Origin of the sequence: Microbacterium sp. Bi98 (assembly GCF_918698045.1) — a bacterium.
In the GTDB taxonomy this organism is placed as follows: domain Bacteria; phylum Actinomycetota; class Actinomycetes; order Actinomycetales; family Microbacteriaceae; genus Microbacterium.
Genome location: NZ_CAKKLK010000002.1, coordinates 182,482 through 204,985 on the forward strand (window position 1 = coordinate 182,482; position 22,504 = coordinate 204,985).

The 22,504-nt window shown below is 68.3% G+C and carries 20 protein-coding genes; 10 read left to right on the forward strand and 10 right to left on the reverse strand.

Annotation, left to right across the window (positions count from 1 at the left end; all coding sequences use genetic code 11):
* Positions 1–27: 27 nt before the first annotated feature.
* Entirely contained in the window at positions 28–1,011 is a 984-nt protein-coding gene (gene nusA / locus LQZ85_RS04655; RefSeq protein WP_230100589.1) for a transcription termination factor NusA, read from the reverse strand.
* A gap of 131 nt (positions 1,012–1,142) precedes the next feature.
* Here nusA and LQZ85_RS04660 point away from each other — a divergent pair, with 131 nt between their 5' ends.
* Entirely contained in the window at positions 1,143–2,498 is a 1,356-nt protein-coding gene (locus LQZ85_RS04660; RefSeq protein ID WP_290368291.1) for an FAD-dependent oxidoreductase, read from the forward strand.
* On the opposite strand, the gene LQZ85_RS04665 is transcribed toward LQZ85_RS04660, so the two are convergent.
* Positions 2,467–3,507 carry a TIGR00730 family Rossman fold protein gene (locus tag LQZ85_RS04665; RefSeq protein ID WP_053095785.1) on the reverse strand — a complete coding sequence of 347 codons (1,041 nt, stop codon included), beginning with the start codon at positions 3,505–3,507 and terminating at the stop codon, positions 2,467–2,469. The two genes, LQZ85_RS04660 and LQZ85_RS04665, sit on opposite strands and share 32 nt — an antisense overlap.
* A 117-nt stretch (positions 3,508–3,624) precedes the next feature.
* Here LQZ85_RS04665 and LQZ85_RS04670 point away from each other — a divergent pair, with 117 nt between their 5' ends.
* A complete protein-coding gene (locus tag LQZ85_RS04670; RefSeq protein ID WP_053095784.1) occupies positions 3,625–4,128 on the forward strand; it encodes a pyridoxamine 5'-phosphate oxidase family protein in 504 nt (167 codons plus the stop codon).
* A 66-nt stretch (positions 4,129–4,194) separates the two neighbouring features.
* Here LQZ85_RS04670 and LQZ85_RS04675 read toward each other — a convergent pair whose 3' ends face one another.
* Both LQZ85_RS04675 and LQZ85_RS04680 read right to left on the reverse strand, forming a co-directional pair.
* A complete protein-coding gene (locus tag LQZ85_RS04675; protein WP_230100590.1) occupies positions 4,195–5,952 on the reverse strand; it encodes a proline--tRNA ligase in 1,758 nt (585 codons plus the stop codon).
* A 43-nt stretch (positions 5,953–5,995) separates the two neighbouring features.
* Positions 5,996–6,766: an isocitrate lyase/phosphoenolpyruvate mutase family protein gene (locus LQZ85_RS04680; protein WP_053095782.1), complete on the reverse strand. Its 771-nt coding sequence runs from the start codon at positions 6,764–6,766 to the stop codon at positions 5,996–5,998.
* 163 nt (positions 6,767–6,929) lie between these two features.
* Here LQZ85_RS04680 and LQZ85_RS04685 point away from each other — a divergent pair, with 163 nt between their 5' ends.
* Together LQZ85_RS04685 and LQZ85_RS04690 are read left to right on the forward strand one after the other, a co-directional pair.
* Positions 6,930–8,345, forward strand: coding sequence for an RNB domain-containing ribonuclease (locus LQZ85_RS04685; RefSeq protein WP_056278434.1), 1,416 nt, complete (start codon positions 6,930–6,932; stop codon positions 8,343–8,345).
* A gap of 40 nt (positions 8,346–8,385) precedes the next feature.
* Positions 8,386–9,078: a nucleotidyltransferase domain-containing protein gene (locus LQZ85_RS04690; protein WP_056278433.1), complete on the forward strand. Its 693-nt coding sequence runs from the start codon at positions 8,386–8,388 to the stop codon at positions 9,076–9,078.
* A gap of 7 nt (positions 9,079–9,085) precedes the next feature.
* Here the strand turns inward: LQZ85_RS04690 and LQZ85_RS04695 are convergent, their stop codons facing one another.
* A complete protein-coding gene (locus LQZ85_RS04695) occupies positions 9,086–9,952 on the reverse strand; it encodes a hypothetical protein (RefSeq protein ID WP_230100591.1) in 867 nt (288 codons plus the stop codon).
* An 84-nt stretch (positions 9,953–10,036) separates the two neighbouring features.
* Positions 10,037–11,188, reverse strand: a complete 1,152-nt coding sequence (gene ispG / locus LQZ85_RS04700) for a flavodoxin-dependent (E)-4-hydroxy-3-methylbut-2-enyl-diphosphate synthase (RefSeq protein WP_187249498.1) — start codon at positions 11,186–11,188, stop codon at positions 10,037–10,039.
* Between the two features lie 230 nt (positions 11,189–11,418).
* Here ispG and LQZ85_RS04705 point away from each other — a divergent pair, with 230 nt between their 5' ends.
* The gene (locus LQZ85_RS04705; RefSeq protein WP_230100592.1) at positions 11,419–13,302 is read left to right on the forward strand and encodes a chorismate-binding protein; all 1,884 of its coding nucleotides are present in this window, start codon (positions 11,419–11,421) and stop codon (positions 13,300–13,302) included.
* Positions 13,303–13,345: 43 nt separating this feature from the next.
* On the opposite strand, the gene LQZ85_RS04710 is transcribed toward LQZ85_RS04705, so the two are convergent.
* A complete protein-coding gene (locus LQZ85_RS04710) occupies positions 13,346–14,662 on the reverse strand; it encodes a site-2 protease family protein (protein WP_150115054.1) in 1,317 nt (438 codons plus the stop codon).
* 82 nt (positions 14,663–14,744) lie between these two features.
* On the opposite strand from LQZ85_RS04710, the gene LQZ85_RS04715 reads away from it, so the two are divergent.
* The 3 genes from LQZ85_RS04715 (at position 14,745) to LQZ85_RS04725 (ending at position 17,813) form a co-directional block, all read left to right on the forward strand.
* The gene (locus LQZ85_RS04715) at positions 14,745–15,317 is read left to right on the forward strand and encodes a hypothetical protein (protein WP_230100593.1); all 573 of its coding nucleotides are present in this window, start codon (positions 14,745–14,747) and stop codon (positions 15,315–15,317) included.
* Positions 15,318–15,405: 88 nt separating this feature from the next.
* The gene (locus LQZ85_RS04720) at positions 15,406–16,101 is read left to right on the forward strand and encodes a YcnI family protein (RefSeq protein WP_230100594.1); all 696 of its coding nucleotides are present in this window, start codon (positions 15,406–15,408) and stop codon (positions 16,099–16,101) included.
* Positions 16,102–16,190: 89 nt separating this feature from the next.
* On the forward strand, positions 16,191–17,813 hold the full coding sequence (locus tag LQZ85_RS04725; protein ID WP_230100595.1) for a UDP-N-acetylmuramoyl-L-alanyl-D-glutamate--2,6-diaminopimelate ligase: 1,623 nt from the start codon (positions 16,191–16,193) through the stop codon (positions 17,811–17,813).
* An 84-nt stretch (positions 17,814–17,897) separates the two neighbouring features.
* Here LQZ85_RS04725 and dxr read toward each other — a convergent pair whose 3' ends face one another.
* Entirely contained in the window at positions 17,898–18,980 is a 1,083-nt protein-coding gene (dxr, locus tag LQZ85_RS04730) for a 1-deoxy-D-xylulose-5-phosphate reductoisomerase (protein WP_053095773.1), read from the reverse strand.
* A gap of 36 nt (positions 18,981–19,016) precedes the next feature.
* The gene (locus LQZ85_RS04735; RefSeq protein ID WP_056278410.1) at positions 19,017–20,006 is read right to left on the reverse strand and encodes an FKBP-type peptidyl-prolyl cis-trans isomerase; all 990 of its coding nucleotides are present in this window, start codon (positions 20,004–20,006) and stop codon (positions 19,017–19,019) included.
* Between the two features lie 123 nt (positions 20,007–20,129).
* Between LQZ85_RS04735 and LQZ85_RS04740 the strand changes: the two genes are divergently transcribed.
* A complete protein-coding gene (locus LQZ85_RS04740) occupies positions 20,130–20,909 on the forward strand; it encodes a lysophospholipid acyltransferase family protein (protein WP_072591116.1) in 780 nt (259 codons plus the stop codon).
* 12 nt (positions 20,910–20,921) lie between these two features.
* Here the strand turns inward: LQZ85_RS04740 and LQZ85_RS04745 are convergent, their stop codons facing one another.
* A complete protein-coding gene (locus LQZ85_RS04745; RefSeq protein ID WP_053099076.1) occupies positions 20,922–21,416 on the reverse strand; it encodes an OsmC family protein in 495 nt (164 codons plus the stop codon).
* 91 nt (positions 21,417–21,507) lie between these two features.
* On the opposite strand from LQZ85_RS04745, the gene LQZ85_RS04750 reads away from it, so the two are divergent.
* On the forward strand, positions 21,508–22,503 hold the full coding sequence (locus LQZ85_RS04750; protein WP_056278407.1) for an asparaginase: 996 nt from the start codon (positions 21,508–21,510) through the stop codon (positions 22,501–22,503).
* Position 22,504: the final 1 nt, after the last annotated feature.

Below are 22,504 nucleotides of genomic sequence, written 5' to 3' on the forward strand. Positions count from 1 at the left end.
CGGGCGCGAGTCGGACGTGGCGAGCGGTCAGTCCAGGACGCTGTCCGGCTGGATGTCGATCTTCGCTCCGGTGAGCTTGGCAGCCAGACGGGCGTTCTGCCCCTCCTTGCCGATCGCGAGCGAGAGCTGATAGTCGGGCACGAGTGCACGCACGGCCCTGGTGTTCGCGTCGAGGATGAACGAGCTCGTCACCTTGGCGGGCGAGAGGGCGTTCGCGACGAACGCGGCCAGCTCCGGGTCGTGATCGACGATGTCGATCTTCTCGCCGGCCAGCTCCTCGGTGACGGCACGAACGCGTCGGCCCATCTCGCCGATGCAGGCGCCCTTCGCGTTGATCGCCGGGTCGTTCGCACGGACGGCGATCTTGGTGCGGTGGCCGGCCTCACGAGCCAGCGAGACGATCTCCACGAGACCTGCGGCGATCTCGGGCACCTCGAGCGCGAACAGCTTGCGGACGAGACCGGGGTGCGTGCGCGAGACGGTGATCTGCGGTCCCTTGAGACCCTTCGCGACGCTGGTCACGTAGACGCGGAGGCGCGACCCGTGGGTGTACTCCTCGCCCGGCACCTGCTCCTCCGGAGGAAGGATCGCCTCGACGGCTCCGAGATCGACGTAGATCATGCGGGGATTCGGTCCCTGCTGGATCACGCCGGCGACGATGTCGCCTTCCTTGTCCTTGAAGTCTCCCAGCACGACATCATCCGCGATGTCCCGCAGGCGCTGGCTGATGACCTGCTTGGCGGCGAAGGCCGCGATACGTCCGAAGTCATTCGGCGTCGCGTCCTCTTCGCCGATGATCGCGCCCTCTTCGTCCTTGACGACCTGCAGCACGGCGACGTGCCCGGTGCGACGATCGAGTTCGACGCGGACCCCCTCGGGGGTGGCGCCGTCGTCCGAGACGTGCTTGGAGTAGGCGGTCAGGATGGCCTGTTCGATGATCGAGACCAGCTCATCGAAGGGGATCGCCTTCTCCTTCTCGATCCCACGCAGCAGACTCAGTTCGATATCCATGACGACTCCCTATTCAGCTCTCGTCGCGCGGGTGTTCACGCGCGACATCCGTACCACGATACCCTGTGCCCACCGCCCGATGCCACGGAGGCGGCCGCACCGACGCGGTGCCGAGCGCGCAGGAGGACTCAGTGACGACGTACGACACCATCGTGATCGGGGCAGGGATGTCGGGTGTGACGGCGGCCCGCATGCTCGACGACGCCGGAGCCGACGTCATCCTCCTCGAGGCGAGGGATCGCGTCGGGGGCAGGATGCACACCGACCGCGCTGCGGGTTTTCCCGTCGATCGCGGTGCGTCATGGGTCCACGGCATCGACGACTCCCCGCTGTGGGATCTCGTGCAGGCGCTCGGCATCCCCACCCTCGAGTACACCGTCGGCAGCTTCCAGGCCGGAGGCAGGCCGATCGAGAACTTCGACGGGGAGGGCAGGGCGATGGATCCTGCGAGCACTTCTCAGTGGGTCGCCGATGTCGAGCAAGCAGATCGACTGTTGGCTGAGGAGATCACCCGGTCCTCCCCCGGCGACACCTATCTGGATGTCACGGAGCGCGCGCTCGACCGCTCGGGCTTCGAGCCGGAGCGCATCGATGAGGTCCGCGAGTTCTTCCGTCACCGCGTCGAGGAGCAGTGCGGTGCATGGGTCGGGGACCTCGACGCGCACGGGCTCGACGAGGATGCGATCGACGGCGACGAGGTCATCTTCCCGCGCGGCTACGATGAGCTCCCGCGTCGGATCGCCGCCGGTCTCGACATCCGACTCGGTCACGTCGTCACCCGCATCGAGCGGACCGACCGGGGCATCACCGTGTCGACCCGGAACGGAGAGTTCTCGGCCCGCAACGCGCTGGTGACCGTGCCGCTCGGCGTGCTCAAGGCGGAGTCGATCGAGTTCGCCCCTCCGCTGCCCGACGCTGTCGGCGGACCGATCGCGCGACTGGGCATGGGAGTGTTCAACAAGGTGTTCATCCAGTTCCCGGAACGCTTCTGGCGCGAGGACAGCTACGTTCTCCGGGCGCTCGGCGAGGCCGGTGAGCACTGGCACTCCTGGTACGACGTCTCGGCGGTCAGCGGGATCCCGACGTTGCTGACCTTCGCCGCCGGCCCGTTCGGCCGCCGGATGCAGGATCTGTCGGATGAGGAGGTCGTCGCGGACGTCGTGAGCGCCCTGCGGTTCCTCTACCCGGATGCCGTCGGCGACCCCACCGCGCACTGGATCACGCGATGGGGACAGGACGAGTTCTCGAACGGGTCGTACTCGCATCTCGCGGTCGGCTCGTCACACCACGACCACGACGAGCTCGCGGGGCCGGTCGACGCAGTGCTGCACTTCGCCGGTGAGGCGACATGGGGCGACGAGCCGGCGACCGTGGGGGCCGCGTACTACTCGGGGCACCGCGCCGCTGAGCGCATTCTCGGTCGGTCGATCGACCTGGCGGAATTCGCGGCAGGCATCACAGCGCGGGAGCGGACTCCAGCGAGTTGATCGCGCCGATCAGACGGAACAGGTTGCCGACCTGTCGCTGGTCGAGATGCAGGGAGAGACGAGGAAGGTGCAGCAGATCGTCGTCTGCGACCTCCGGCGACCGCGGAGCTGTCCGTTCGATCCGTCCGCTCGCCAGCATCCCGGCGAACCGGTCGTTGAGATCCTCGAGCTCTTCGTCCGTCGGCTCTCCACGCAGTCTCAGCACGAGCGAGTCCCCCACCCAGCGCAGCGAGTCGTAGTTGCGCCAGAACCCGGCGATCACGGCGGCTGCCGACTCGACGGAGTCGGTGATGACCACGCGATCGAAGTCGCCCTCCGAGATCACCCCTGTCGGCGCCAGGTCCTCGTCGATGAATCGCTTGAGGCCGTTCCAGAACGTGCCTCCCGGCTCGTCGAGCAGCACGATCGGCGTCGGCTCGGCCTTTCCGGTCTGTTGGAGGGTCAGCAGCTCGAACATCTCGTCGAGGGTGCCGAATCCGCCAGGGAGACAGATGAAGCCGCTGGACTCCTTGATGAGCATGAGTTTGCGGGTGAAGAAGTACTTCATCGCCACCACATGCTCGCTCGCCGCGATCAGGCTGTTGGCCTTCTCCTCGAACGGCAGCCTGATCGACACGCCGAGCGAGAGCGCGGGGCCGGCACCTTCAGCGGCAGCCTGCATGATTCCCGGTCCTGCTCCGGTCACCACCATCCATCCGTCCGCTGCGAGAGCAGCCGCGACATCACGCGCCTGGACGTAGAGCGGATCGTCGTGGAGGGTACGCGCCGAGCCGAACACCGTGACCTTCGGCACCCCTTCGAACGGTGCGAACAAGCGGAAGGCGTCCCGCATCTCGGCGAGGGCGGCGGAGGCGATCTTGAGATCGAGGCGGTTCGTGCCGTCCTCCCCCAGCAGGACCGCTGTGCGCATCATGCGCATCACGAGCCTGCGATCGGTCTTGACGCCTGCTTCGTCGAGGACGTTGTTGATCTCGGCGCTCAGCGACGCCGTCAGCGGTTCGTCGGTCATGCCCTCAGCCTGTCATGGGAGCGCGTCGGGCGGGCCGCCGCAACGCCGCCCTCACCACGCTCACGTCCCCGTGTCAACGCCCGTGCCAAGTCAGGTCTCCTGCGGCACAGTGGCTGCATGACAGAGATCACTGGACCGGAAGCACTGGCACGCGTCACCGAACTCGTCGAGGACATCGACTTCACGATGCTGACGACCACCGACGACGACGGCAACCTCGTGAGCAGGCCGATGTCGACCCGGCAGATGGACGACGCCGGCGACATCTGGTTCTTCACCGCCGAAGACACCGAGAAGGTCGAGGAGGCGCGCGCCCATCGACAGGTCGGCCTCTCGTACTGCGACGCGAAGGGCATGCGATACGTGTCGGTGGCCGGCAACGCGTCCGTGGTGCACGACCGCGCGAAGATGGAAGAGCTCTATTCGCCCTCGCTCGACATCTGGTTCGAGGACGGGCTGGACACTCCCGGCATCGCACTTCTCAAGGTGACGCCGACGGTGACCGAGTTCTGGGAGCCCTCCAAGGGCAAGATCGCGATGGCGGCCGGCGCGCTCAAGGCCCTCGTGACCAAGGACACGCCCGATGACGACATCATGAACCACGGCCGGATCGTCTGCTGACGTCCGCTCCGAACGACAGAATGCCGCGCACCCGGTGAGGTGCGCGGCATTTCTCTGTCGTCGAGGTCAGCGCTGGGTCAGCTGATCGACGGCGTCGGCGACGGACACCGCGCTGCGATCCCCCGTGCGCCGGTCCCACAGCTCGACCTGACCGTCCGCGGCCCCTCGGCCGACGATGACGATCTGCGGAACGCCAACGAGCTCGGCGTCTCCGAACTTGACTCCGGGCGAGACCTTCGGGCGGTCGTCGTAGAGCACGTCGAGACCGGCGGACTCGAGCTGAGCGGAGAGCTCAGCTGCCACGTCGAAGGCCACCTGGTCACGACCGGCAGCCACGACCTGCACATCGAAGGGCGCGACCGATGCCGGCCAGATGAGACCCTTCTCGTCGTTGTTCAACTCGGCGATGATCGCCAGGATGCGCGTCACGCCGATGCCGTACGACCCCATCGTGACCGTGACGAGCTTGCCGTTCTCGTTGAGCACCTTGAGTCCGAGCGCGTCCGCGTACTTGCGACCCAGCTGGAACACGTGACCGATCTCCATTCCGCGCGCGAGCTCGACCGGACCGGAGCCGTCAGGAGCCGGATCGCCCGCGCGGACGTCGGCGATCTCGACGATGCCGTCGGCGAAGAAGTCACGTCCGGCGACAACCGAATGCGCGTGCTTCTCGTCGAGGTTCGCACCGGTGATCCAGCTCGTGCCCTCGCTCACACGGGGGTCGACCAGGTAGCGGATGCCGGTAGCCGATTCCTCGCCGAGCACAGCTCCCGTGGGCGACCAGGGGCCGATGTAGCCCTTAACGAGCAGCGGATTCTTCTCGAAGTCGTCTGCCGTGGCGGTCTCGACCTCGGCGGGCGCGAACGCGACCTCGGCCCGCTTCTCGTCGACCTCGCGGTCGCCGGGGATGCCGACGACGACGAGTTCACGGGTGCCGTCGAGGTGCGTGAGCGCGAGCACGACGTTCTTGAGCGTGTCCGCAGCCGTGTAGTCGCCGTCGAGGTGCACGTTCGAGTGCGCGACGAGAGTCTCGATCGTGGGCGTGTTCGGCGAGTCGAAGATCACCGGTGCCGCATCCGCGTCGAACGCGATGGCGTCGGGAACGGCGGTCGTGAATGCCTCCACATTGGCGGCGTATCCGCCGGCGCTGCGGACGAACGTGTCCTCGCCGACGGGAGTCGGGTGCAGGAATTCCTCGCTCCGCGAACCGCCCATCGCTCCGGCATCCGCCTGGACGATGACGTACTCGAGACCCAGGCGCTGGAAGATGCGCTCGTAGGCATCGCGCTGAGCCTGGTAGCTGAGATCGAGACCCTCATCGGAGGAATCGAACGAATAGGCGTCCTTCATCGTGAACTCGCGTCCGCGAAGCAGTCCTGCCCGCGGACGCGCCTCATCGCGGTACTTGTCCTGGATCTGGTAGAGCGTGAGGGGAAGATCCTTGTACGACGAGTACAGGTCCTTCACGAGCAGCGTGAAGGCCTCTTCGTGCGTCGGCGCGAGCAGGTAGTCGCCGCCCTTGCGGTCCTGGAGACGGAACAGCAGGTCGCCGTACTCGTCCCAGCGTCCGGTCGCCTCATACGACTCGCGGGGCATGAGAGCCGGGAAGTGCACCTCCTGTGCGCCTGCCGCGGCCATCTCCTCGCGGACGACGGCCTCGATCTTGGCCTTCACGCGGAGACCCAGCGGGAGCCACGCGAAGATACCGGCAGCCTGCGGCCGGATGTACCCGGCGCGGATCAGCAGCTTGTGGCTCGCGACCTCTGCGCCTGCAGGGTCTTCACGGAGCGTGCGGAGGAAGAATTTCGAAAGACGAGTGACCACCGGGCAAGTCTACTGACCGGTGGTCGCTCGTTTTCGCGATGCGTCAGTTGAGCGCGGGCAGGCCGTTCGGGATCACGCCGCCCGCGTAGAGGCTTGCCGCAAGATCCTGGACCGCGGTCAAGGCGACCCGCTGAGGGAGCGGGCCGTAGGAGATGCGGGCCACACCGAGCTTCTCGTACTCCGAGGCGGCGAGGGTGCCGGGGAGCCCGATGACGCTGAGCTTGCCCTCGCCGAGCCCCTCCACGAGCTGACGCGTGATGTTGGCGTCGAGCATGCCCGGAACGAAGACAGCCGTGGCGCCGGCGTCGAGGAACGCCCGGCCGCGCTGGATCGCATCGGCGATGCTCTCGGCGACAGGACGGTGGCCGGCGCGCACGAAAGCGTCGGTACGAGCGTTCAGAGCGAACGGAACACCCTCGGCCTCGGCGGCCTTGACGATGGCCTCGACGGCCGCGACCGACTCGTCGAACGGCTTCAGACGGTCTTCGACGTTGGCACCCACCACGCCGGCGCCGATCGCGAGTCGCGTGGTCTCTCCTGCGTCGCCGTATCCGTCGTCGAGGTCGGCGGTCACCGGAACGGAGACGGATGCGGCGATGCGGCCGACCATGTCGATCATGATGTCGCGGGTGATGGTGCCGTCCTCGAAGCCGAACGAGGCGGCGATGCCGTGTCCGGCCGTCGCGATCGCCTTCGTCTCGGGAAGCTTGGCGACGGCGCGGGCGGACACGACGTCCCACACGTTCACGACGCGGAGGATCTCCGGAGCTTCGTAGAGTCCGATCAGGGTCTGGGCTTTCGCAGCAGTGGTCATGCCCCCACGCTAACGCCCAGTATTCCGGTCGGGGCCGGACGGACACGCGAATCTCAGGTTCCGGGTGGTGCGCATCGCTACGGCTGACGGCTCGACCCCTCGGCTCCCGCGGTGCTGCCCCGACGGCACCGGCTCGCGAAAGCGAAGGATCTAGTGTGGGGTCATGCCTCAGCGCCGATCCCACGTTGCTCCGTCAGCCGCGCAGACCGAGCTCGCCGTCGCGCTCGCCACCCTGCGGGAATCTCTGGGCGCCCCCACGGACTTCCCTGCGGCGGTCCTGGCGGAGGCTGCAGCCTCGGATGCTGCCACCCCAGAGCTCGATCTGCGCGACATCCCGTTCGCCACCCTGGATCCGCTCGGGTCGCGCGACCTCGACCAGGCCTTCCACCTCGAGCGCCGGGAATCCGGCTACACCGTCCGCTACGCGATCGCCGATGTACCCGCTTTCGTGCGACCGGGCGGCGCTGTCGACGCGGAAGCCCGCCGGCGAGGTCAGACCCTGTATGCAGCGGACGGCACGATCCCGTTGCATCCGAAGGTGTTGAGCGAGGATCGTGCGTCGCTGCTGGCCGATGTGGATCGCCCCGCGCTCGTCTGGACCTTCGCGTTGGATTCCGCGGGAGTCGTCGAGGAGTTCCGGCTCGAGCGAGCGCTGATCCGCTCGCGCGCCCAGCTCGACTACGCCAGCACGCAGGCGGCACTCGATCAGGGCGAGGCGGGTCCCGCCGAGCTTCTGCCGGAGATCGGCGCGCTCCGCATCGCGCAGGAGAAGCTGCGGGGCGGTGCGAGCCTGAACCTGCCGGACGAAGAGGTCGTGCGGGGCGTCGACGGAACCTTCGCCATCGAACGCCGGCATCCGCTTCCTGTCGAGGAATGGAATGCTCAGCTGTCGCTCATGACGGGCATGGCAGCCGCGTCGCTCATGATCGACGCAGGCATCGGGATCCTGCGGACGATGCCCCAGCCCGATGAGAAGTCGTTCGAGGCGTTCCGCCACCAGACCGAGGCCCTCGGCCGGCCGTGGACGACCGGCAGGTATGGTGACTACCTCCGCGAGCTGGACCGCGAAGACCCCATGACCCTCCCGATCCTCGAAGCTGCGGCGTCCCTGTTCCGCGGAGCGGGGTATGTGACCTTCGACGGCCCGGTACCGCCCGACACGGAACAGGCGGCGATCGCCGCCCCCTACGCTCATGCCACCGCACCATTGCGGCGTCTCGTCGACCGCTGGTCGCTCACTGTCTGCCTCGCCGCATCCGAGGGTCGCGAGGTTCCGGGCTGGGTGCGCGAGTCCCTCGCCGAGCTTCCTGCACTGATGCAGGAGTCCGGCCAGCGTGCCTCCCGACTCGATTCCGCGACGATCAACTGCGTCGAGGCTGCGCTGATGACACCGCTGGTCGGCGCATCCGTCGACGCGACCGTCATCGAGATGCGCGGTGAGCGCGCGACCGTCCAGATCGCCGATCCCGCCGTGACGGCCTCCGCCCCTGTGCCGCCCGACACCGTCCCCGGCGCGATCGTGTGCCTCCGTGTCGAGCGGGTGGACGTCACCCGAGGTGAGATCGAGTTCGCCGTCTGACTCTCTCGGAACACACGCGGAGGGACGCTACGCTGGCGGCGTGGACCACCTCGCCATCGCTGAACGATTCGTCGACGCTCACTATCCCGGGGCAGACGTCGCGGTAGTGGCGGGGAGCACCGCGCGCGGAGAGCGGACGCCATCGAGCGACATCGATCTGCTGCTTCTCGGCGACCGCCTCTTCGCGGTCGAGGAGCAGACGAGCGAGGCCTCGACGCACGAGTTCGAGGGCGAGATCTTCGAGGTCTTCGCATACACCCCAGCGGGATTCGACGAGTGGGCCGACCGCGGCGTCGCACAGCATCGACCGGTGACGGTGCACATGCTCGTCGAAGGCATCGCGATCCGAGACGACGGTCGCCTCTCCGCGCTGCGCGCTCGATGGCGGAGCGTGCTCGACGACGGCCCCTCCCTGAGCGCGAAGGAGTCCGCCTTTCGCCGATACGTCATCACCGATGTGCTCGACGATCTCAGGGATGCGACGGATGCGCTGGAGCAGCAGGTCGAGGCCGCCATCCTGTTCGAGAGGATGGCGGAGCTCATGCTGTTGAGCGAAGGACGCTGGACGGCGACGGGCAAGTGGCTTCCGCGACGGCTTCGGAGCCTCAGTCGCGAGCGTGCCGACCTCCTGAGCACCCCTCTGCTCGCGCGGGACTACGCCGCCTTCGCCGCCCGGGTCGAGGACGAGCTCATCCGCGCGGGCGGCCGGGTGCAGAGCGGCTTCGTGCGCTGAGCGGGGCTCAGGATGCGGGCACGGCCCGCGTCGTCATGACCAGCAGCTGCGGATCGGTCAGGTCGAGTGTCACTGAGATCGAGACGAACTCGGCGAGGGACGCCACGTGCGTGCCGCCGCAGAGGATCTCGGCCGTGCCCTCCGGCAGGTCGCAGTGCCAAGTACGGCGGTCCACGATCGTCGGGCCTTCGGTCACCACCCTGCTCGATGCGCCGGAGGCCACCCATTCGGCCAGCTGAGCGTTGATCGCCGCCTCGCGCTCAGCGAGCGTCGTCGCGAAGGTCTCCGTGTCGAAGCCTGCCCGGCGCAGGCTCTTTCCCAGTCGGTATTCGTCCACAGCACCGTCGACGTGGATGCGGCTGGACTGATTGGCCTTCCCCTCGAAGTTCGGGTTGCCCAGAGCATCCTCGCCCGGGTCCTTCCGCCAGAGGTCGGCGAGAGCCAGGTCGAGCGCCAACGACGCGAGGTGGCAGGCCGTATGTCCGCGGCTGAGACCAGCCCGCCGGGACGAATCGACCGCCAGCTCGACACGTGCGCCCTCGACCAGCCAGGACGGGGCCGCCCCCTCCAGCGGATGACCGACGAGCCATGTCCATCCCTCGGCGCCGCGCTTCACCGGGATGTCGGATGCCACGGCGAACTCGCCCTCGTCGGAGACCGCTGCCATCACAGCCTCGGAGACGCGGACACTCGAACCGTCCTGCGCGATCTCGCCGCTGTCTCCCGGCTGATCGGGCCAGGTGTGGTCGACGGGGTGGAAGGGCGTCGCGTCGACGACGACGACGACACCTGCGGGAGTCGACTCGACCCGTGCGACGGTGCTCGAACCCGAGACGTCGCCACCGGCGAAGGACACGACAGTTGACGAGGGCATGGAGCTCCTTGAGGTGTGCTGGATGGTCGCCGTCCCCCGCCGACAGGACCCGCTTTCGAGTCCGAGCGAGGGAACGCTCCGCGGTCAGACCGTGACGACCTGCGCGGTGCCGAGAGGCGCTTCCGGCCCCATGTCGGCCGCGATGCGGTTCGCCTCTTCGATGAGCGTCGCGACGATGTCGGCCTCCGGCACGGTCTTGATGACCTCGCCCTTGACGAAGATCTGTCCCTTGCCGTTGCCCGAGGCGACCCCGAGGTCAGCCTCCCGCGCCTCGCCGGGACCGTTCACGACGCATCCCATGACGGCGACGCGCAGCGGCACCGTCATGTCTTTGAGACCCTCGGTCACGTTCTCGGCGAGCGTGTACACGTCGACCTGCGCGCGCCCGCACGAGGGGCACGAGACGATCTCGAGCTTGCGCTCTCGCAGGTTCAGCGACTGCAGGATCTGGTGACCGACCTTGACCTCCTCGGCCGGCGGTGCGGACAGTGAGACGCGGATGGTGTCTCCGATGCCCTCACCGAGCAGGATGCCGAACGCCGTGGCGCTCTTGATCGTACCCTGGAACGCCGGACCGGCCTCAGTCACACCGAGGTGCAGCGGCCAGTCGCCCCGCTCGGCGAGCAGGCGGTAGGCCTTCACCATGACGATCGGGTCGTTGTGCTTGACCGAGATCTTGAAATCGTGGAAGTCGTGCTCCTCGAACAGCGACGCCTCCCAGACGGCACTCTCGACGAGGGCCTCAGCCGTCGCCTTGCCGTACTTGGTGAGGATGCGCCGGTCGAGCGACCCGGCATTGACACCGATCCGCAGAGAGACACCCGCGGCCTTGGCCGCCTCCGCGATCTTGCCGACGTTGCCGTCGAACTCCCGGATGTTCCCGGGGTTCACACGCACGGCGCCGCATCCCGCATCGATGGCGGTGTAGATGTAGCGCGGCTGGAAGTGGATGTCGGCGATCACCGGGATCTGGCTCTTCATGGCGATGATCTTCAACGCGTCGGCGTCGTCCTGATGAGGGACGGCGACACGGACGATCTCGCATCCGGACGCGGTCAGCTCGGCGATCTGCTGGAGCGTCGCGTTGATGTCCGTCGTCTTCGTCGTCGTCATGGACTGCACGGTGACGGGAGCGTCACCACCCACGAGCACCTTGCCCACCTTGATCTGGCGAGACTTGCGGCGCGGGGCGAGGACTTCGGGGATCTTCGGCATCCCAAGATTCACTGCTGGCACAACCCCCAGCCTACGCCGCCTGAATGCACACAGGCTGGATGTCGCCCGGCTCGGATGCGCGTCATACGACCGGGAACGCGGCGTTCGGTGTGATAGTTTTCAGCCCATGCTCGCGAACTTCACCTGGTGGCCCGCCTCTTAGGCGGTGTGTTCGCGTTCCCACGAATCCAGACCGCCTCCGGGGCGGTCTTTTCGTTGAGCCGAGCCGGAGCCACGCACAGGAGACACCGATGACCCTCTCACGTCTTGCCGAGCTCACCGCAGATCCCACGGCCTCGTTCGTGCTGATCGCCCGCGACGGCGCCGACACCGTCGAGCTGCTCACAGGCGAGGTCGTCGACGTCGACCTGCTCGCCGACATCCCGCTCACGATCGAGGGCACCCTTCGCGAGATCTTCGCCATGGTGCCGTACCGCCAGGTGCGCGAGCGCGGGTTCGTCGCCCAAGACGACGGCGCGCCGCTGCGATGCATCGTGGTCGACGAGCATCTGCATCTCCCGGCTTCCGAACTGGTCGCCGAACTCCCTTCCGCCCCTGTCCCCCTTCGTGACGGCGGCTTCGACATCGCCGACGACGACTACGCCCGGATCGTCGAGACCGTGATCGCCGACGAGATCGGACGGGGCGAGGGCGCGAACTTCGTGATCCGCCGCGACTTCACCGCCGAGATCGACGTCGACGACCGAGCCGCGGCCCTCACCTGGTTCCGCGCCCTGCTCACGCACGAACGCGGCGCCTACTGGACCTTCGCGGTCGTCACGCCCGGACACATCGCCGTCGGCGCGAGCCCCGAGGCGCATGTCGTCGCGCGAGGCGGCGTCGTCACCATGAACCCGATCTCGGGCACCTTCCGCCACCCGGCCGGCGGAGCGACTCGGGACACCCTGGTGGACTTCCTCTCGTCGACCAAGGAGACCGAGGAGCTCTTCATGGTCGTGGACGAGGAGCTCAAGATGATGAGCGCCGTCTGCTCCGACGGTGGGCGCATCACCGGCCCGCATCTGAAGGAGATGTCCCGCCTCACGCACACGGAGTACATGCTCCGCGGGCGCAGCACGCTCGACCCGCGGGACATCCTGCGCGAGACGATGTTCGCGCCGACGGTGACGGGCTCGCCGATGCAGAACGCATGCGCGGTGATCCGCCGGCACGAGAAGAAGCCCCGCGGATACTACTCGGGCGTCGCCGCACTGTTCACTCCGAACGTCGACGGCGGTCACGACCTCGACGCCCCGATCCTCATCCGAACCGTGTACCTGCAGAACGGGTCGCTCAGCGTCCCGGTGGGTGCGACCCTGGTTCGGCACTCGGATCCCCACGGCGAGGTGTCGGAGACGCATGGCAAGGCCGCTGGGGTGCTCGGCGCGATCGGAGCGATCGACCGAGACCGCGTCGCCGAAGCCCGCGACGACGCGGACGCCCCGGGTCGGCCGCAGACGCTTGCCGACGACCCCGCGGTCTCGGAGCTCCTCTCGTCCCGCAATGCGCGGCTCGCGGACTTCTGGTTGAATCCGCAGGGCGATGACCTGAGCGGTCCTTTCGCCGGGCGATCGGCGATCGTCGTCGATGCAGAGGATCGTTTCACCACGATGCTGGCGCATCAGCTGCGCCACCTGGGACTCGACGTCGCGATCCGCGCCTGGAGCGAGGCCGACGACGCGGAGCTCGATGCAGCCGATCTCGTTGTCGCGGGTCCGGGCCCCGGCGACCCCCGTGACGTCGAGAGCGACCGCATCACCCGACTGCGTGAGGTCGTGTCCCGACGCGTCGACGCCGAGGCGCCACTGCTCGCGGTATGCCTGAGCCACCAGATCCTCAGTGATCGCTTCGGCATCGAACTGACACCCCTCACGGCGCCGCACCAGGGGCTGCAGAAGGCGGTGCCCGTGTTCGGCGAGAACGCCTCGATCGGCTTCTACAACACCTTCACCGCCAGGGTTGCTCCGGGCACGACGTCGATCGGCTCGGTCGAGGTGTCGGCAGACCCGGAATCGGGCGACGTCTATGCGCTTCGGGGCGACCGCTTCGCGTCGGTGCAGGGGCACCTGGAATCGATCCTGTCCCGCGACGGCATCCGCACTCTCGAGCGCCTGGTCACGCACGCGCTCAGCTGATCCTCGACCGGGCGCAGTCCGGTGGATCGGCCGCACCGGCCGCTCAACCTCCGAAGAGCTTCACGGGGTTGAACACGTCGGCGAGGAGCAGCACGGCCCCCATCGCGATGAGAAGCGTGGCGACGACGACCGTGAGCGGCACGAGCCTGGTCGCGTCGACGGGCGCGGGCGGCGGACGACGGAACAGCTTCGCCCAGGCGCGCCTGATGCCGTCCCACAGGGCGACCACGACATGACCGCCGTCGAGCGGCAGGAGCGGAATCAGGTTGAACACGAACAGGGCCACGTTCAGGGAGCCGAGAAGTCCGAGAAGCACGGAGAACCGATTGAGGACCGGCGCATCGGTCGCTGCGACCTCACCGGCGATGCGTCCGACCCCGACGACGCTCAAGGGTCCATTCGGGTCCCGCTCCGAACCGGTGACCAGTGAGACGCCCACGTCCCAGATCCGAACGGGAAGGGTGACGATCATCGACCCCACGCGGGCGACGGTGTCCGCGGCCATCTGGGGGCCGGCGGAGAGCGGCTGCGGCACGAAGCCCATCTGAGCGGCCATACCCACGTAGCCGACCTCTCGCACGACGGGTTGCCCGTCGTCGTCGAGGACGGGCTGCCCACTCGCATCCGTGATGGTGCGCTCAGCTTCGATAGGCGTGATGCTCAGCGTCTCCTCGGCACCGTCCCGCAGCACCACCATTTCCAGGGTCTCGCCCGGCGCCGCCTGCACGATGGCGGTCGCCTGAGCGAACGTCGACACCGGCTGCCCGTCCACGGACACGAGGACGTCGCCCGGCAGGATCCCGGCTTCCGCCGCGGGCGTGGCCGGATCGTCCGGCGTGCATTCGGTCGCCGATGAGCCGGCGGGGAGCACGCACTCGTTCACCGAAGCGATCGTCGTGGTTCCCTGCTGGACGCCGATCCCGGAGACGAGGACGGTGAAGATCACGACCGCGAGGATCAGATTCATCAGCGGACCGCCGAGCATCACGATGACCCGCTTCCACACGGGAAGCCGGTAGAAGACGCGGTCCTCCGCGCCCTCGGCGATCGTCTCGTCGTTCGCCGTCCGTGCGTCCTGGACGAGAGCGCTGAACACCCCTTTCGCGGGGCCCGATGCGGCGGAAGCCGGGTACATCCCCGACATCGAGATGAACCCACCGAGCGGCAGCAGCTTGAACCCGTACTCGGTCTCGCCGATTCGCTTGGACCAGATCCTCGGACCGAAGCCGATCATGTACTGGCCGACGCGCACGCCGAACAGCTTGGCCGGCAGGAGATGTCCGACCTCGTGCAGACCGATCGACAGACCGAGGCCGATCAGCATGAACACGATGCCGGCCAGATAGAGCAGTGCTTCCACTCCCCCAAGCTAGTGCTCGACGCCTAGGAATACGCCCCGAGAGCTGCACGGGGCGACCGCGTCGCACGGTTAGGCTTGTCCCGTGACCTCCCGCCAGCTGCGACTTCTGCGCGCAGCGACGGCATCCGGTGCTGCGACTCTCGTCGCCGCCGCATCGCACACCACCGCTGGCGGGGCCGCGCCGCATCCGCTCCTCGTGGTCGCCGTGGCGATCCTCCTGGTCCCGCTCGCCGCACTGCTCATCGGCGTAGGGATGTCTCGCGCGCGGATCGCTCTGACGGTGCTGATCAGCCAGGGGCTCTTCCACCTGGTGTTCCAGCTGCTCGGCACGCCGACCGGAACGGCGGCACCGGGGGGACATCAGCACCACCTCGATCTCGCAGCTCTGGGCCCGGTGGTCGCGACGACCGCCCCGGACTCCCTCATGCTCATCGGCCACGTCGTCGCGGCTATCCTCACCACTGCGCTGCTGTGTCACGGCGAAGCGTCGGTGCGGGCCATCGCCGGATGGGTGCAGGCTCGCCTTCGTCACGCGGTCGCCGTGTTCCGGCCCATGTCCGAGCACCCCGCGCTCCCCGTGTTCTCGATCCGACTGCCGGATCAGGACCTTCTCGCTGCGTCGGTCTCCCGCCGCGGACCTCCTGCACTCGTCTGATCTCGCATCGCCTCCCCGAGGCGTTTCCCCTTCCCGCGGACGACGCGCGCACCAACGCGCCCGCAGATCAGCACACAGGAGTACCACCATGCGTTCCACCAACACCCGCACCACCCGTCGCAACGTCACCGCAGGCCTCATCGGGGGTGCGATCCTCGCACTCGCCATCCCCACCATGGCCAGCGCACACGTCAGTGTCAGCCCCGACGAGCTGACTGCAGGAGACCACGGTGTTCTGACCTTCTCGTTCGCGCACGGCTGCGAGAACTCTCCGACCACCTCGCTGAAGGTCACGATGCCGGAGGGGCTCGCGTCGGTCGCGCCCACCATGGACAGCGACTGGACGATCGACGTAGAGAAGGGCGACGACGGGCTCGTCAGCGCCGTGACGTACACCGCCGTCGCACCGGTGCCCAACGAGCTGCGCGGAGCGGTCAGCATGGCGGTCGGCCTCGACGAGAACACACCCGCTTCCCTCGCTTTCCCCGTGATCCAGACCTGCGTCGAAGGCAGCACCGAATGGACACAGCTCGCGGAGGACGGCGAGGACCCGCACAGCCTCGACGCGCCCGCTCCCGTGGTCGAGGTGACCGCGGCCGCTGCCGGCGGGCACGGCGAGCATGACTCTGCCGAAGATGCGGGAGATGCAGACTCTGCCGTTGCGGACGCGGCCGACGATGCGGGATCCGCGAGTGCGGTCGGCACGGCGCTGGGCGCAGGCGGCCTCGTCGCCGGCATCGCCGCGCTCGTGGTCTCGGTACTGGCGTACCGCCGCGCGGCGTGACGCGCCGGCACGTCTCCCCGATCGCATGCGGCCGGGGAGACGTGCCGCACCCGGTCATCGCGCCGCGGGCGTGAGATCATGAAAGGGACATGTCGATTGAACAACAACCGAGCCTGCCTCCCGTGCTCCGCCCCGCGAACCCGCCCCGGCGTGAGCTGTCCGAACTCGCCTCTCGATTCGCACGAGACGTCCGTGGCGAGGTGACCGGTGTCACCCTGTCCGGCATCACCCTGGCCACCGCCGATCTCCGCCCCGGCGAGGCGTTCGTCGCGATCCGAGGCGTGAACCGCCACGGCGCCGATTTCGCGGTCACCGCCGCGGAGAAGGGCGCTGTCGCGATCATCACGGATGAGGACGGCGCCGAGATCGCCGAACCCGCGGGCCTGCCCGTGCTCGTGGTGGACGACCCGCGCGCAGTCCTCGGCGCCCTCAGCGCCTGGGTCTACGGCACCGGCGCAGGCGAGCCGCTCCCGCTGCTGTTCGCGACGACCGGGACGAACGGCAAGACGAGTGTCTCGCACCTCCTCGAGGGCATCCTCGACCAGCTCGGCGTCGTCACCGGACTCTCATCAACCGCCGAACGACACATCGCCGGCGAGGTGATCGTGTCGAGACTCACCACTCCTGAGGCATCCGAGATGCACGCGCTCCTCGCCTTGATGCGCGAGCGCGATGTCGAAGCCGTGGCCGTCGAGGTCAGCGCGCAGGCGCTCTCACGTCATCGCGTCGACGGCATCCGCTTCGACGTCGCCGGCTTCACCAACCTCAGCCATGACCACCTCGACGACTACGCCGACATGGAGGAGTACTTCGAGGCGAAGCTGCCGCTCTTCCGTCCGGATCGAGCGACCCGCGCAGTGGTATGCCTCGATTCCCCGTCGGGCGCCACGGTCGTTCAGCGCTCGGAGATCCCCGTGGTCACCGTCGGCACGCCCTCCATCGCCGCCGACCCCGATGCCGCGGCCCGTGCCGACTGGGTCGTCGCGATCGACGACGAACGCGCGTCCGGCACCACGTTCACTCTCACCGGCCCGGCCGGCAGGCTCACGACGACGGTTCCCGTGATCGGTCCGCACATGGCCGCGAACGCAGCACTCGCCATCGTGATGCTGCTCGAGGGCGGCTACGCCTGGGATCGAATCGCCACGGCACTCGACCGCGACGGTGGCATTCTGGCGCACCTTCCCGGTCGCACCCAGCTCGTCTCCGGCGACTCCGGCCCGGTCGTCTTCGTCGACTTCGGGCACTCCCCCGACGCGTTCGAGAAGACGCTCGCCGCGGTCCGCCGTGTCACACCGGGCAAGGTGCTGATGCTCTTCGGCGCCGATGGCGACCGCGATGCCAGCAAGCGCTACGACATGGCGCGCACGGCCGTCGAGGGCAGCGACATCCTCGTCGTCACGGACCACCACCCCCGTTTCGAAGACCCCGACTCGATCAGAGCCACTCTCGTGGCCGGCGCACGCGCCGCGCGCCCGGACGCGCAGATCCATGAGTACTCGCCTCCCGAGACGGCCATCGTGGCGGCCGTGGGCCTGGTCGGCGAAGGCGACTCGATCCTGTGGGCGGGACCCGGCCACCAGGACTATCGCGACATCCGGGGCGTTCGCACGCCGTACTCGGCCCGCGAGCTGGCGCGTCGTGCCCTCCGAGCAGCCGGATGGCCCGTGCCCGATTCGCACTGGCCGGTCCCCTACCCGGACGAGGACTGACCCGGGCGCGGATGCCGTCGACGACCGCATCCGCGCCCGGGTCGACCGCGCGGCATGGGCGGAATACCGCCCAGAACCGCCCGATCAGGCTCGAGCAATGAGCTGGTCGGCTTTGCGGCGCGCCCACTCCTCGGCATCCGCCAGCGACTCGACCGTCAGCGTCTGCGGGGGCTCGTGGGAGTCGACGACCCGAGAGATCGTGTCGACGATCCCGAGGAACGGCAGGCGACCCTCGTGGAAGGCATCGACGGCCTGCTCGTTGGCCGCGTTGTAGACCGCAGGGAAAGTGGCAGCCGCACGGCCGACGGACTTCGCGAGATCAACCGCCGGGAACGCGACGTTGTCGAGCGGCTCGAAGGTCCAGGAGGTCGCCTGAGTCCAGTCGAGCGGGCGACCGACGCCGCCCACACGGCTCGGCCAGTCGAGACCCAGCGAGATCGGCAGACGCATGTCGGGCGGGGACGCCTGAGCGATCGTCGAGCCGTCGATGAATTCGACCATCGAATGCACGATGGACTGCGGGTGCACCACGACCTCGATGTCGTCGTAGGCGACATCGAACAGCAGGTGCGCCTCGATCACCTCGAGTCCCTTGTTCACGAGCGTCGCGGAGTTCGTCGTAACCATCCGGCCCATGTCCCAGGTGGGGTGCGCGAGCGCTTCCTGCGGCGCGACATCGAGCATCTGATCACGCGAACGGCCGCGGAACGGACCACCGGATGCCGTCACGACCAGGCGGCGCACCTCGGCGTGCGTGCCGCTTCGCAGCGCCTGGGCGAGCGCCGAGTGCTCGGAGTCGACCGGGACGATCTGATCAGGGGCAGCTGCTGCGCGCACCAACTCGCCTCCGACGACGAGGGACTCCTTATTCGCGAGAGCGAGCGTTCTTCCAGCCTTCAGCGCCGCGAGAGTGGCGCCGAGTCCGATCGATCCGGTGATCGCGTTGAGAACGACGTCAGCCTCGACGTCACGCACGAGCTGCTCGGCCTCGGTCGCGCCGAGCGCGATGTTCTCGACCCCGAAAGCGGCAGCCTGCTCTCCGAGCATCTCGGCATTCGTTCCGGCCGCGAGCCCGACGAGTTCGAAGCGACGTGGATTCGCCCGGATGACGTCGAGCGCCTGTGTGCCGATGGAGCCGGTGGAGCCGAGGACGATGATGCGACGCATGCCGCCAGCCTATGGCAAGCCCTCGACCCCTCCGTCTTACTGGGCCTGTTCGATCGGCGTGGTCGCGAGGATGTCGACGACGAAGACCAGGGTCTCGCCGGTCAGATCGGTGTCGTTGATCTCGCCCTCGCCATAGCCATCCTTCGGAGGCATGGTGACGATGACCTGCGAACCGACCTTCTGGCCCTCGAGTGCCATCTTGAAGCCCGTCACGACACCGCTGGTCTGGAACTGCGAGGGAGCTGCATCCCGGCTCCAGCTGGAGTCGAACTCCGAGCCGTCCGACCACTTCACACCGCGGTACTGCACAGTGACCAGGTCGCCTGCGCCGACGACGGCGCCGTCGCCCTGCTTGAGGACGGCCACCTCCGTCTCGGCGGGAGCATCGGAGTCCGGGAGCGTGATCGTCGGCGAGCCCTCGTCGTCGAGCTTCACGGTCGGCATGCCTTCGGTCGCGTCGACATCAGAGCCGGATGCGGTCGTAGGAAGCTGTTCGATCGTCTCGACGTAGAGGACGCTCGGGTTCATGCCCTCCTGCGCGGCGGGGAGCGTCAGCACGACACTCGAACCGATCGGGAGGCACTCGGCCGCCACCGTGAACACCGTGGACTGCGTCGGGTCGACGATCTGCTGAGGCTGCTGCACCGCGAGCAGGGCTGACAGTACCCCGTCGGGGCCCCGCTCCGAGGTGCTGAGCACCTCGTTGGTGGTGGCGTCGATGAGCTGGTAGCGCAGAGACACGAGATCGCCGGGCATGACGTCATCGCCGTCACCCTCGACGACGACCGAGCGCTCGGCCTCCGCGAGGTCGGTGCCCGCCGGCACCGTGACCTTGGCGTCTGCCCCGGATCCCTCGACGGTCACGGCATCGGAGCCGGCGCCCGACGCGATGTCCGCCAGGCAGGAGGTCTCGGCGGCAGGGTCAGGAGTGCTCGTGGACTCGGGGTCCGAGCCTCCGGCGCACCCGGCCAGCAGAAGGGTCGCCGCGGCGACGGTGGACAGGACGATAAGCGGACGCTTGCGCACAGTGGAACCTCAGGATCGCGGGCGGGACACCCCATCATCCCCCATACCCCTTTGCCGATGCTGGGAGACTCGCTCCGGCGCTTCATTCCCACTGGGGCATGATCGCCGGGGTAATCTGCTCTGATGACGTCAGAGCAGTCCGTGGAGCCCGAAACTTCGCCCGCAGAGACTGAGAAGCCTCGACACGCCGGCTTCGCCTATGCGCTCGGTCGCAGCCTCATCACGCCCCTCGCGCGCACGATCTACCGGCCCCGCATCGAAGGCAGGGAGAACGTCCCGAAGGACGGCCCGGTCATCTTCGCGAGCAACCACCTGTCGTTCATCGACTCGATCGCGATCCCGGTCGCCGCACCGAGGCCCGTGCACTTCCTCGCGAAGTCCACGTATTTCGAGGGCCCTGGATTCAAGGGCTGGCTCAGCAAGACGTTCTTCGAGTCCATCGGGGCGATCTCGGTCCGCCGTGGAGCGGGGAAGGCCGCCCTCGACGCACTCGACGTGCAGCGTCAGCTTCTCGATGAGGGCCTCGCTGTCGCCCTCTACCCGGAGGGCACGCGCTCGACGGACGGACGCCTCTACAAGGGACGCACCGGCGTGGCGTTCCTCGCCCTGCAGACCGGTGCGCCGGTCGTGCCGGTCGGCCTCGTCGGCACGGACAAGGTGATGCCCGTCGGCGCCAAGATGCCGACCCTGAAGGAGCGCATCACCGTGCGCTTCGGCGAACCTCTCGACCTCTCGCCCCACGGACCCGCCACGAGCGGGCGCGCCCGCAGACTCGCGACGGACGAGATCATGGCCGCGATCCATGCCCTGTCCGGGCAGGAACTGGCGGACGCCTACAACGAGGCTCCCGCGCAGGGCACCATCGAGAAGATCAAGCAGGCGCTGCCCCACGAGCGCCGCTGACGCCGCCGCCGCTCAGCTCTGCTCGGCGCGGACCGAGGCTTCGTGCCGCACGGGGAAGTTCATCGAATTCGCGATGAAGCACCATGCGTTCGCCTGGGCATGGGCACGTTCGGCCGCCTCTCTCATCGAGGCGTCCGCGACGACGACCTCGGGCCGCAGCATCACCTCGACGAACGCGCCGCCGCCGCGCCCGTCCTCTCGCATCATGCCGGAGGCCGTATCGCGGTAGGAGACGACGACGACGCCAGCCGTCACGCACGCGTGCAGATACGAGAGCAGATGGCACTGCGACAGGGAGGCGAGGAGCAGATCCTCAGGGTTCCACCGGGACGGATCGCCACGGAACGGCTTATCGGCTGAGGCCAGGATGTCGGGCTTGCCGTCGACCTCGAGCGTGACATCGCGTCGATACTCGCGGTAGCCGCTGGTGCCGGTGCCAGAGTTTCCGGTCCAGGTCGAGGTGAGTGAGTAACGGTGCTCGCCGAGCGGCGCGAGTCGATCTGCCATATCGACAGTCTGCCACTCGACTCTGCCGGACGATGTGCCGGACGATGTGCCGGTGGCACGGTCGACACCCATCCGACGATATCCTGGGGAGGTGCTGGAGACTCTCACCGTTCAAGATGCCGTGGAACTCGCCGTCGTCGAACGCAGCGGGTTCATCGAGTCCCGCCACGCGGGGGCGGCGGTGGTCCTCTCACCCGACGGCGACGTCGTCGCTCGATACGGCAACGCCGACGCCCTGATACTTCCGCGCTCGAGCCTCAAGCCGCTGCAGGCCGTGGCGTGCATCACCGCGGGTGCCGCTCTCGAGGACGAGCAGCTCGCCATGTCGACCGCGAGCCACAGCGGCACGGATCGTCATGCCTCCGTGGTTCGCAACGTGCTCACCGAGGGCGGTCTCACCGAGGACCACCTGGGCTGCCCGCCGGCGTGGCCGGGCGACACCGCCGCTCGCGACGAGCTCGTGCGCGAACACGGCGCACAGACACGTATCCGCATGAACTGCTCGGGCAAGCACGCGGCCATGCTCCGTGCCTGCGTCGCGACGGGCTGGCCGACCGACAGCTACCTGGACCCGGCGCATCCCCTTCAGCTGCACATCCGCGACGTGATCGAGCGTCTCACCGGCGAGAAGGTCGCTCACACGGCCATCGACGGCTGCGGCGCCCCGGTATACGCGATCACGCTGACGGGCCTCGCCCGATCGATCCACCGGATCGGCACCGCCTCGGACCGCTCGCCCTTCGCCCTGCACCGGGTGGCCGGCTCGCTGGTGCGCGCGGTGCGTGAGCACCCGTGGACGATCGACGGCCCGGGGCGCCCGGACACCATCGCGATCGAGACACTCGGCGTGTTCGCGAAGGGCGGTGCCGAAGGGATCATGGTCATGGTCGCCCCGAACGGCACGACCGTCGCGCTGAAGATGCTCGACGGCGGGGCGCGCGCGTCGACCATCGTGGCGGCGACTCTGCTGGCGCGCGCAGGCGGGCTCACCGATTCGGACGTGGCGACACTCGCCGCCGCGCTGCCTCTCGAGGTGCTCGGCGGTGGGGCGACGGTCGGAGCCGTTCGCCCCGGCAGTGCCATCTGAC